This is a genomic window from Anaerophilus nitritigenes (genome assembly GCF_004138215.1).
In the GTDB taxonomy this organism is placed as follows: Bacteria; Bacillota; Clostridia; order Peptostreptococcales; family Thermotaleaceae; genus Anaerophilus; species Anaerophilus nitritogenes.
Genome location: NZ_RYYS01000032.1, coordinates 218,611 through 230,820, shown reverse-complemented (window position 1 = coordinate 230,820; position 12,210 = coordinate 218,611). Strand labels below are relative to the sequence as shown.

At 30.0% G+C, this 12,210-nt stretch carries 11 protein-coding genes and 1 pseudogene; 2 read left to right on the top strand and 10 right to left on the bottom strand.

The genetic code is table 11. The features are described from left to right. Nucleotides 1-116: 116 nt before the first annotated feature. Together EK368_RS05350 and EK368_RS05345 are read right to left on the bottom strand one after the other, a co-directional pair. Complete coding sequence (locus tag EK368_RS05350) at nt 117-1,451, bottom strand: MATE family efflux transporter (protein ID WP_129597162.1); 1,335 nt, start codon at nt 1,449-1,451, stop codon at nt 117-119. A gap of 101 nt (nt 1,452-1,552) precedes the next feature. After that, entirely contained in the window at nt 1,553-2,380 is an 828-nt protein-coding gene (locus EK368_RS05345; RefSeq protein ID WP_129597160.1) for a MerR family transcriptional regulator, read from the bottom strand. A 286-nt stretch (nt 2,381-2,666) separates the two neighbouring features. On the opposite strand from EK368_RS05345, the gene tnpB reads away from it, so the two are divergent. Both tnpB and EK368_RS05335 read left to right on the top strand, forming a co-directional pair. Further along, a complete protein-coding gene (gene tnpB / locus EK368_RS05340; protein WP_129597157.1) occupies nt 2,667-3,023 on the top strand; it encodes an IS66 family insertion sequence element accessory protein TnpB in 357 nt (118 codons plus the stop codon). A 185-nt stretch (nt 3,024-3,208) separates the two neighbouring features. After that, a complete protein-coding gene (locus tag EK368_RS05335) occupies nt 3,209-3,724 on the top strand; it encodes an IS66 family transposase (RefSeq protein WP_279222262.1) in 516 nt (171 codons plus the stop codon). Between the two features lie 61 nt (nt 3,725-3,785). Here the strand turns inward: EK368_RS05335 and EK368_RS05330 are convergent, their stop codons facing one another. From EK368_RS05330 to hfq, 8 genes and pseudogenes are all read right to left on the bottom strand, one after another. Next, complete coding sequence (locus EK368_RS05330; RefSeq protein ID WP_129597153.1) at nt 3,786-5,141, bottom strand: YjiH family protein; 1,356 nt, start codon at nt 5,139-5,141, stop codon at nt 3,786-3,788. A 137-nt stretch (nt 5,142-5,278) separates the two neighbouring features. Continuing rightward, the gene (locus tag EK368_RS05325; RefSeq protein ID WP_129597151.1) at nt 5,279-7,018 is read right to left on the bottom strand and encodes an ABC-F family ATP-binding cassette domain-containing protein; all 1,740 of its coding nucleotides are present in this window, start codon (nt 7,016-7,018) and stop codon (nt 5,279-5,281) included. A 181-nt stretch (nt 7,019-7,199) separates the two neighbouring features. Then, nucleotides 7,200-7,564: pseudogene (locus EK368_RS15355) on the bottom strand (transposase); the annotation flags it as partial. Nucleotides 7,565-8,338: 774 nt separating this feature from the next. Then, nucleotides 8,339-9,631 carry a methionine gamma-lyase family protein gene (locus EK368_RS05315; RefSeq protein ID WP_129597147.1) on the bottom strand — a complete coding sequence of 431 codons (1,293 nt, stop codon included), beginning with the start codon at nt 9,629-9,631 and terminating at the stop codon, nt 8,339-8,341. A gap of 201 nt (nt 9,632-9,832) precedes the next feature. Then, entirely contained in the window at nt 9,833-10,408 is a 576-nt protein-coding gene (locus EK368_RS05310; RefSeq protein ID WP_129597145.1) for a UbiA prenyltransferase family protein, read from the bottom strand. Beyond that, nucleotides 10,389-10,976 carry a GTPase domain-containing protein gene (locus tag EK368_RS05305; protein ID WP_129597143.1) on the bottom strand — a complete coding sequence of 196 codons (588 nt, stop codon included), beginning with the start codon at nt 10,974-10,976 and terminating at the stop codon, nt 10,389-10,391. The genes EK368_RS05310 and EK368_RS05305 overlap by 20 nt, the downstream gene beginning before the upstream one ends. Beyond that, nucleotides 10,976-11,902, bottom strand: coding sequence for an AAA family ATPase (locus EK368_RS05300; protein ID WP_129597141.1), 927 nt, complete (start codon nt 11,900-11,902; stop codon nt 10,976-10,978). The genes EK368_RS05305 and EK368_RS05300 overlap by 1 nt, the downstream gene beginning before the upstream one ends. Nucleotides 11,903-11,956: 54 nt before the next feature. Further along, nucleotides 11,957-12,199 (bottom strand): RNA chaperone Hfq, encoded by a 243-nt coding sequence (hfq, locus tag EK368_RS05295; protein WP_129597139.1) that lies wholly within the window; start codon nt 12,197-12,199, stop codon nt 11,957-11,959. Nucleotides 12,200-12,210 lie beyond the last annotated feature (11 nt).

Below are 12,210 nucleotides of genomic sequence, written 5' to 3'. Positions count from 1 at the left end.
ATTTTTTTGCAAAAAATTAAATGTTGGAGTTATTCACCCCAACATTTATTATAGAACCTTAAAAAAAATTAATCCTAATAAAGAGTTATCCATTTTATAATTTATAGTTTGAAAATTTAAGCTACTTTTACACATAAAGTATAATTTTTTTTAACTAAATACATACCTATAATAAATGTCATACATTCAGCAAATGGAACTGTAAGCCATACTCCGTTCATTCCTATCGTCATAGGAAGTATATTTATTCCTAAAATTATAAATACAATCCCTCTACTTGCTGATATTATAATAGATGCCTTCGCATCCCCTATTGCTGTAAAATATCCTGAATTAATGATATTAAATCCACACAGTAAAAAGGAAAATGCATATATTTTAGATCCCCTTGCTGCTAAATTTAAAATCTCTTTATTGCCATTTGTAAATAATCCTATTAATTGTTCTCCTAATACAAATACGATAAACAATAAAACTACTCCAACAACTACATTTACCTTTGATGCTAACTTTAACGTATGATTCAACCGATCATGTTTTTTATATCCATAGTTATAGCTCAGTATAGGTCCTATTCCATCTGATATACCAAACATTATAAGTATTCCAAATTGAGATATATAATTTATAATTGTAAATGCTGCAACACCAGATTCACCAGCTATTTTCATGAATGTCATATTAAACAAATATGAAGTTGTAACTGCTGAAATTGCAATGACTCCTTCTGATGAACCATTATATGCTATCGGTAATATGGTTGATTGATCAAATTTTCCACTAAATATATTTACTATATTATTTTTACTTAACATAGGAGGTACTACTATGAAAAATGCTGCTACATATGCTGTTCCTGTAGCAAATGCTGCCCCTCTTATTCCTAAGCTTAACTCTTTTATAAGTATATAATCTAAACCTATATTTACAATCACACTTAAGACCATACCCCTTAAATATAATTCTGGCTTTCCTACAACCCTATTAATAAATCCAAATAAAAACATCCAAGACATCAGTGGCGCAAATATACATATAGTTTCTATATATATTGATACACCTTCTAATAATACTTCATTTGCCCCTAATAATACTGCAATTTCTCCATTAAATAACCTTCCAACTAATAATATAGCTAAAGATATTATTGTAATAAATACACCTGCTGTTTTAAGTATATTTTGTGCCTCTTCTTTGTTACCTTCTCCCAAACATCTTCCCATGAAGCTTAAAGAACCTACACTTATGATCATACTAAAACCTATTATTACTTGCATAAATGGTTGGACTATATTTACACTAGCCAGTGCATTTTGCCCAACAAAATTCCCTAAAAATATTCCATCTATGATAATTTGTGCACCTGCTATGACCATAGCGATGATTGCTGGGATTGAATATTTAATAAATAATTTAGATATTTTCTCTTTTCCTAATATATTTTCTCTCATTTATTCTACCTCCAAAAAACATAACAAAACATACCGTAACCATCTAATAAGTATGTTTTGTTCTAATGGAATCCATTATAAACCTTTGTGTAACACAGAGGTCAATGCTTTTTTATAGGTATTTGTATTTCGAATAATACTTCATCCCTTTTATCTGTAACACTAATGTCTATTTGATCAATTTGAAGGATATCACCACATATGCTATATCCCTCTTTCTCAATATATGCAATCATTTTCTTTAAATGCACTTCTATATCCCAAATACTCCCTTTCCCATACAAGCAAGCATAAGTCCCTTTTTCTATCTTTTTAATATGCTTTTCATCAATATTTTCTTTATCTTTAATAAAAAGAAACATTACAATTGATTCTTTGTACTTATTTAACGCTATATCCTTTTGTTTTCTAATTGCTCCAAAGCGATTACTTGCAAGTATCGGTGCTATTTCTTTTAATGTATTCTCTAATTCAAGACATGCATAGCTTAAATCAATTTCATTTTTTATAGATTTATCAAATGTAATGATTTCTCTTTCTTCAATTTCTTTAATCACTATACCTTCAAAATCTGATACTTGAGAAATATCTTCTAAGTGTTTTATTTTTTTACTTATATTTTTTTCTAATTCTTGTAATTCCTTTATTTTCTTTATAAGTTTATCATGTTTATCCTTTAATATATGAACAGATTGTTTTAAATTTCTATTATTAAAGTACTTCTTAATTTCATCAATACTCATCCCTAGTTGGCGAAGCTCTTTAATAGTTCCTAATTGTTCATATTGTAAAATAGAATAGTATCTATATCCAGTTTTAGGATCTACTTTCATAGGCTTAAGTAAACCTATTCGATCATAGTGTCTTAATGTTTCAGTGGTAATATTTCTTAATCTTGCAAATTCACCAATTGACAATTTATCTTTCACTTTTTTTCCTCATCTCCTAACTATATATAGTATACTATCATTTTTAATAGCAAACGCAAAAAGAACTTCTAGTTTTATTAATACTTAGAAGTTCTTTCGCATCCGTCAAATAGGACACGTATAGATTCCATTAAATTGTCATGAGATAATACACCAAAGATAATAAATATCGGAGGTGTTTCTTTTTTATGAACAAAAATGAAAACAAAGAAATGTGGATTAATCGTGTAAATGATGATTATGATGAGATGCTTTTAATTAAGTTAATAAAGACATTAAAGATGCTATGATAAAACAAATTTCTATTGAAAAGGTTCATTTAGCACTTGGTGCAACTGATCTTAGAAAATCTGTAGATGGACTTTCTTTGATTGTTGAGCATGTTTTAAAAATGGACCCTTTTTCCACTCATCTTTTTGCATTTTGCAACAAAAGACAAAATCTCATCAAAATTTTAGTTTGGGACAACAATGGATTTTGGATACACTACAAAAGATTGGAAAGTGAATCCTTCAAATGGCCTCAAAAAGGAAGCTCCTTTTCTTTATCCATTAATGAGAGACAGTTCAGATGGCTTTTAGATGGACTTAGTGTTGAGCAAGAAGATGCTCACAAACCATCTCCTCAAAGGATTTTAATTTAAAATAATATTATGTCTTAAGATATTAAAGCTTTTTTGAATCTTAAAAGATGATATAATATTCCTATGATAAATACAGCTGATACTAAAGATATAAAACTAAATAAAGAATCAGTAGATGATCTTAAAAACGAGAATGCAAAGCTTCAACATGAGCTGGAGATAGCAAATGCCAAAATAAGCCTGTAATAAAGGGTAGTTTTGCTTCGCCTATTTTGATTTCATATCTTATGTATCAAAAGTATTCGGCTGCTCTTCCTCTTGATAGGCAAGAGAGAATATTTAAAGATTTCGGTATAGAGCTTTCAAAGCAAAATATGGCTAACTGGATAATAAAAACTTCAGAGCTTTGGCTTGAGCCATTTTTTGAAAGGCTTAAGCGTGAGCTTTTAAAAGAAACCTTTATCCAAGCTGATGAGAACCCTCTTAGAGTTCTAACAAAGGACGGGAAAGATTCTAATAGCAAGTCATATATGTGGCTTTACAAAAGCGGCAGCTTTGGAAAAAAGATTGTACTTTATGAGTATACTCCATCAAGATCTGGAAAAAATGCTAAGAAATTTCTTGAAGGATTTAAGGGATTCTTGCAGACAGATGACTATAGTGGATATAACTCAGTGGAAAATGTAACGAGAGTAGGTTGCTTCGCACATGCTAGACGTTACTATACGATAGGACTTGTGTTATATATGGGCTGTATTTGACGGATACATACATTTAAAAGGGACAAAGAGACAATGTATCTGTCCCTTCATCCCTTGATTTTTAAAATGCAATTATACCTATTGCTACCAATAATCTTGTAATAATTATTAATATAGGTACAGAAATTAACGTTCTAAATATAAAAATCTTAATAACATCAAACATATTTACACCAATTTTTGTCTTTACTAAAACCATTCCTGTCTCAGACATAAATATTAATTGTGTAAATGCTAATACACCTATAAAAAATCTAGAAGATTCGGATGGTGACTCTCCTATAAATAAAGACGGCAAGTACATATCTGCAAATCCACATACAGAAGCTGGTGCCATCATCATAGCTACATCCTTGCTATAACCTGCAGTCGTATAGATATAGACTAAAGGTGAACTAATGATTGTAAAAAATGATGTATATTCTGCAATGATCAACGATAGCGTTCCTACAAACATAATCACAGGTAAAAATCCAACATATATATTTAGTATGCTTTTAATAGAGCCTTTAAAAACATCTATCAAGTTTGTTTCTTCTGCTTGTTTCTCAGCAGCAGCATAAGCATGTTGAAAAATACTTTTATCTTTAGACATATGGATTTTATTTGGCGTTACACCTTCATAATAATCATTACTGAATTTTTTAAGTGGCATTCTTGCTGTAATAAATGCAATAATCATCGTTACTAAAGCAATCGCACCATAAAAAACAGGAAATATATGACCAAAAGATAATTCTTCAGCAACAGCTGAAGCAAAGGCAATTCCTACAATAGAAAAACTAGTTGCAATAATATATGCCTCTCTCTTTGTATAATATCCCCTCTGATACTGAGTATCTGTTACAACGATTCCGATTGTACCATCTCCTACAAAAGAAGCAATAGCATCTACTGTTGCATAGCCTGGAACCTTAAACCATTTTTCCATAAAAGATCCTAATAAAACACCTAAAAATTCAACTGCCCCAAAATGTGTTAACATTGGTAGCGCTAAAATACCTACAAAAAAAGTAATATACAAAGTAGTCAACAATCCACCATCTCCAGCCATAAGACCACCTGTATTAGGATCTAAAATCATATTCCCTATCGCTGTATCTGAAAACCAACCATTAATAACCACCAAATATAGAAAAGAACCTACAATTCTTAAAAATACATTTAATGGTGATGCTTTAAATACCTCATTTACAGCTTTATGTTTTGATTCATAGAATAAAAACACAGCTGTACTAATCAATACACCCCACGCACAAATTACTGTAAAGCTAATAAATAAATTAAGATAATTCCCTGTAATAAAACTCACAATATGTGATATAGCTATTTTTTCTTCGCCTCTGAACTGGAAAGGCATTAGAAAAAATAAAAAACCTAAAATAGATAATAATATAAATTTCAATTTGTTCTTCATGACAATTCCCTCCATAAAAATCTCATTTGCTTAACACGAATTATTATACTATGAAATCTATATTTATTCAATCTATTTTTGAAATCATAAATTTAGCCTATAATCAACGTTATTATTTCCTTCTACACATATACCATTTAAAGTAACTTAATCAGCGATTCTAACTCTTCAGATAAAATTTTTGCACGCTCAAAATCAGTATCTTTTAAAGCCAATGCTATTTTTATTTCAACTGATTTTTTCTTTTGTTCAATTTCTAAATAGTCTTTATCAAAATGATTAGCATAAATCATCTTTCTAAATTTTCGCATACTCATTTTTCTAATTGCCTTATCTTCAATGATTAAAACATAATCCATACAGTTTATTATAGAATAGTAATCATGAGAAATCATTAGAATCGCACCCTTATAGTTTTCTATGGCTGTCTCAAGTGCTATTTGCGAATAGATATCTAAATGACTTGTAGGTTCATCGAGAAGCAACATGTTTGCTTTACTAGCAGAAACTTTAGCCAATTGAAGGATATTCTTTTCTCCACCAGATAAAAATTCTATCTTTTGATTCATAACTTCTTCGTCAAAACCATAGTTTGAAATATAGGATCGAACCTGCCCAGTAGTTTCAAATCCAACATCTAAAAATTCTTCAAGTATGGTATTCGACTCATTTAGTACGTCTCCTTGCATCTGAGATAAATAAGCCACTTCTACGTCATCATTGATTTCAATGGAATCATGATTATTTTTAAAGATTTCTCTCAACAAAGTCGTTTTTCCGGTACCGTTTGAACCGATAAGTGCTACTTTATCAGTAGATTTAATCTCAAAGTTAACATTCTCTAAAAGCACCTCATCAAAGGCAACACTGTAATCATTAACTTTTAAAGCAATAGTTCCTTCGATTTTATTATCACTAGCTAAACTGATATTGGGTTGTTTAATATCTACAAATGGCGCTTTAATTCTACGCTCTTCTAATCTTTCTTGAATTTTAACTCTAGCTTTTAAAGATTTCCCTTTAGCAGCATCTGCGTTATTCGTTGCGATAAATCTTAGTTTATTAATTAAGATCTCATTTCTCTCAATTTCCTCATTATCAGCAACAGCGAGTTCTTGTAACTCAATTTTAGTTTGAAGTAATGAAAAGTTATAATCAATATATCTTCCATCAAACTCTTGGAGCTCCATGTTTTCAAGGTGCAAAATTTTGTTAAAACAATGATTCAATAGATATCTGTTGTGCGTAATAATTAACAGAATTCCTTTGTGAGAATTAATTAAATTTTTAAGAGAATTGAGGTTTTCAAAGTCTAAAAACACATCTGGTTCATCCATAATCATTAAGTTTGGACTAGTAAGCATTTCCTTAATCACTTGAACAAGTTTGAATTCCCCACCACTAAGTTCAGATATCATTAGATCTTTATGCTTGATTAGGTTTGCAAGATTTAGTTTCTTATTAATGTTGCTTTCGAAATCATCTCCACCAATTGCATCAAATGCGTCTAACGTTTGTTGGTACTTTTCTAGTAAAATATCAATATCCGAAGATGTTTCCATTTCAGTACAAATAGATGTCATTTCATTTTGTAGCTTAATAAATTCTTCCCCTATATATTCGAAAACAGTAGTTTCTTTTGTTTTGTCTAGTTGTGAGAACTGACTTACATACCCAATTCTACAATTTGGGTCTATCTCTAATTTACCATCGAACATATATCTTTCTGGATCCATAATTATATCTATCAATGTACTTTTTCCACTGCCACTTGTTCCTATAAAAGCGCAGTGTTGACCTTCTTCTAATGTAAATGAAATTTTATTATATAGATCTTTTTGCGGAAACGAGTACGACAAATTATCAATTTTTAGCATATTATTACCTCTCTTTATCAATTGAAAAGAGCTTATAAAAATAAGCTCTTTAATATATAATAATCAATTGCAATTTTGCAATTGATTATTATGCAGTAACGACATTTTTTTGTTTACCGTTGATAGCATAACACTTTTTACGACTAATTTCAATCATTTCATATTAAAGTTTTTCGTGACATCAGTCAATTCTAATACATGAAGAAATAGTAACAATAAGTCTATAAAACTTTATAAAAACTAACAAATTTATAGACTTAACTGCGTATGTAGAGAAATCTGCATATCTTCTGCTCCATTTTTTGATATTTCCCTAGTAGCTAAATACAACATCTTTTCCAAGGATTCATCTGTAGGAAATACAGATTTAGTATTGGTTACTTTTCTATACTGTCTATGAAGAGATTCTATTACGTTAGTAGTATAGATTATTTTTCTAATCGGAGCTGAGTATTTAAAGAAAGTGCTTAAGGTGTCCCAGTTGTTTTCCCAACTGTTTATAGCATTAGGATACTTACTACTCCAAGTTTCTTTAACCTCCTGCAAGGCTTCATAGCCAGCCCTTTGATCCCAGCCTATTTCTGTGAGTTTAAAATAAACCTTTTCATTTTCACCCCTCTCAACCCCTCATTCTTTCATTCGATTTTAAAATAAACATTTTCATCTGTGGTTATCTATCTCTTTTATTTTCCATTTTCTTTTCCATTAAAAAAAGGAAAAGGTTCAAGGCTTAAACCATGATTCTTTCCCCTTATTTATCAACGTATATTTTCTATTTTCACTTCTATTTTTTTGCCCCTATATCGAACAAACTCTTTCATTACAAGACTTTATTTTAAAAATGCAAAGAGTTTATTTTAAAATGAAGAACTTTATTTTAATTAGACAATTTCTTCTCTATCCTTACTACGCACTCGACATGAGTGGTATGCGGGAATATACTTTCTGTAATATAGTAGTTTATGATATGATTCAACAAGCCTACTATAACTTTTAATAAATTCCAATAAATATTTAACATTTATACTAGATTCATTCAACTTCCCATTATAAACATTAGTTTCATTCCAAAAATTATCTCTCAATATACATGATCAGTGAACCTTTCAATCTCCCAACTCTAAAATCCCACCAGTATGAAATAATTTTTGATTGCTATAATACGTTTATTATCCATATTATAACATAATTGTTAATATTATTTCATATTTCAAGGCACTTCGACTCTCTTTTTCTACATTAAATTGAAGCACAAAAAAACTTGCAAAACACTTTTAGGTTTGCAAGTTTTTTTCACACCTTTATTTAACAACTACACTTCTATAACTCTATACACCCTTTATCAATAAGGTATTGAAGTCCCTTTAATGCTCCAAACTTAGCATGATCATAAGTAAGTCCACCTTGGAAATAAACAGCATATGGTTCTTTGATAGGGGCATCTGCACTAAGCTCTATAGATGATCCTTGAACAAAAGCTCCAGCTGCCATAATTACAGGACTATCATATCCTGGCATATCCCAAGGAACAGGAGTTACAAATCCATCTACTGGAGCTGCTGCTTGTATTCCTTCACAAAATGCAACTACAGCCTCAGGACTTCTAAGCTTGATAGCTTGTATAATATCACTTCTTTTTTCATCAAAGCTTGGAGATACTTCATATCCTAAATGATCAAATAATTTTGCACAAAATATTGCTCCCTTTATAGCTTCACTTACAACGTGAGGCGCTAAGAACAATCCTTGGAACATACTTCTTGTCATTCCAAAGGTTAGTCCACATTCTTTTCCTATTCCAGGAGATGTCATACGATAAGAAATCATTTCAACCAAATCTTTTCTTCCTACAATATATCCTCCTGTAAGAGCTAATCCTCCACCTGGATTTTTAATTAAAGATCCTGCTAATACATCTACTCCTACTTCTGTAGGCTCTACAGTATCTAAAAATTCTCCATAGCAATTGTCTACCATGCAAATAATGTTTGGATTTATTTTTTTTGCTTCTTCAACAACTTTTTTCATATCCTCTACTTGTACAGCTTTTCTAAAGCTATATCCAGTAGATCTTTGCATGTATACCATCTTCGTTTTAGGAGTGATACTTTGTTTCATCTTTTCTATGTCTATACTTCCATCTTCTAAAAATCCGATCTCTTTATATGTAACACCAAATTCTTTTAAAGAACCACTATATTCTCCTCTGATTCCTATTACTTCTTCTAATGTATCATAAGGTCTTCCTGTAACAGAAAGCATTTCATCATTTGGTCTTAGTATTCCTGTTAAACATAAAGTAAGTGCATGAGTACCATTTACAATAGTAGGTCGTACTATAGCATCTTCTGCTTTAAAAAGTGCTGCATATACTTCCTCTATTTTTTCTCTTCCAGGATCATTGTACCCATATCCAGTATTCCATTGAAAGTGCATATCACTTACTCTCATATCCTGCATAACCTTTAGAACTTTATATTGATTTAGTTCTCTAATATCATTAATTTTTTCAAATTGATCTTTTACTTCTTTTTCTATTTTTTCTGCTAGATCTACTACTTTTTCACTAATGTTCATGTGTTTTTTCAAAAATTCTTTTGTATAAATTCCCATAAATTCACCTTCTCCTTAGTTGTCTTTTTGTATTGTAACATATTCCATCTATTCAATCAATTTCATCGTATTGTTCTTTTTTTATCTTTAAAGGAGCATATAAAACACCTTTTTCATATCCTTCTTTGATCCCGATCCTTCTCCCTATCGCATAGCCTAATAAGAATATTATTAAAAATATCATTACGCATAGTAGATAATTCACTTTAGTTCACCTGCCTTTAAAAGCTTTGTAATTTTTATATATATCCACTCACCACATAAATAGCTTAGTAATATGATAAATATCTTTAATGGATCTAATAATATAAGTCCTATTCCTAAAATAAAACATGTAAGTAAAACCTCTACTTTTCCAAATTCGTTTGCAAAGTTTTTATAGCCATATTTATGATCATATTCTTGATCACATAAATCATCTATCAATTGAATCAAAAGGATACTAAAAAAAGAAGTTACGGTGAATAAAAAAGAAAATAATAAGCTATTGATCAAAAATAAAAATATGTTTTCTTGATAAGCTTTTAATTTTGTAGGTAAAAAAGTATTCAAATCATGAAACATTCCAACCATATAAGCTGAGCTTAATAAAGTTACTGCATAAGAGGTATTAAATCCCGTAGCCAATGAAAAAATAATAAGTCCATAAGAAAGTATAGCCCCTGTATGTATATCTTTTAACTCTTCATCTATAGAATCATCTAATAACTTAATGACCAATCCACACAAAATACATGAAATTATTTTTGCAAAATTACTATAACCTGCGACAAACATAGCTTTTCACCTCCCTAAATCCCTCTTTTGTACGAGCTGATATAGGAATTACATAGTGATTGATAAATTTTCTTTGAAATTTTATGATCTCATCTTTTCTATCTAATAAATCTATTTTATTTGCTAATATCACATATCCACTTTGGGTCATACCATACTTTGCCAACTGCTCATCTACTTGTTCAATGTGATCATCTGTAATATCAAATAAATGAAAAATCACATGCCTATTTTGAATTTGTTCTAGTGTTTGTGCCATAGCTCTTCTGATCTGTACATCTTTATGAATCCCATCTGTAAAACCACTACTATCCATCATTGTAATTTCTTTTTTTCCTTTAATCATGGGAATATTAAGTTTTATAGATTGTAAACATGTGGTTTTGTAAGGAATTTCTGACGATAAAATTTTTTTTGCTTCATCTAAATCATATTCTTTTGTATAAGTCTTATTATTTATTCTATTAAATTCAATATTTACTTTTTTAAGTCCTATATATTCTGCGAAGCTTAATAAAAATAAGGTTTTGCCAGCATTGGGTTTTCCAATGATCAAGCATGTTTTCATCAATCATCCTCCTCGGTGATATCTTCTCTTTTTAAAATCATCAAATCTTCTTTAGAAAAGGTTTTAGATTTTTTGAGTCTTACTGCTTGTTTTCTTATAGCTCTTTCTACTATATTTCTTACAAGTCTTGCATTTCCACTGTTTAAAGAATCTTCTATTCTTTTTTGAGAGATAATTTTAGATATTTTAGCTTTACTTGGCATAGACAATTCATATTGTCTTTTTTGAACCATAATTTCTCCGATTTGTAGTAGTTCTTCCAACGTATAATCTGGAAAGTCTATATGAATAGGAAATCTAGATTTAAGTCCTGGATTGACCTTTAAAAATCTATCCATTTCTTCTTTATAACCTGCAAGGATTAATATAAAATCATCTTTGTGATCCTCCATACCTTTTACTAGTGCATCTACTGCTTCTTTTCCAAAATCTTTTTCTCCTCCTCTTGCTAAAGAATATGCTTCATCAATAAACAAAATACCTCCTAAAGCTTTTCTGATATGATCTCTTACTTTTACTGCTGTATGGCCTATGTATTCTCCTACCAAATCTGCTCTTTCTACTTCTATCATATGTCCTTTTTCTAAAACTCCCATTGTAGCAAATATCTTCCCCAGAAGTCTTGCTACTGTAGTTTTTCCAGTCCCAGGATTTCCTTTGAAAATCATATGTAAAACTAAAGGATTTGCTGTTAGGCCTTCTTCTTTTCTCTTTTTTTGAATATAGATATAAGCTTGGAGTTCTTTTGTCAATTTTTTCACCTTATTTAGTCCAATTAAACTATCTAACTCCTTCATTAAAGCTTCTAGATCTTTTTCATCTTCTTGATCATTTTTATTTTGTATCATTTTTTGAATGGCATATTCTGTTGGAATCTTTCCTTCTTCTAAAAGCTCAAATACGTAGGAACTTTCTTTATCATACATTCTTATCACCTCAAAACTACTATATGCTCAAAATAGAAAAAAGAGTAACTTTCGTTACTCTTCATCTTGCTTTTTTCCTAATGTCAAATTCATTGATTTTAAAGGTGTAATCGTAGATATAGCATGTTTATAGATCATATGCTGTTTTCCTTCACTATCTAATACTACTGTATAACTGTCAAATCCTTTAACCGTCCCTTTTATTTGAAATCCATTTACCAAATATACGGTAATGGGAACGCGTTCTTTTCTTGCTTGATTTAAAAATACATCTTGTATGTTAATCACATTCTTCATAAATAATACCC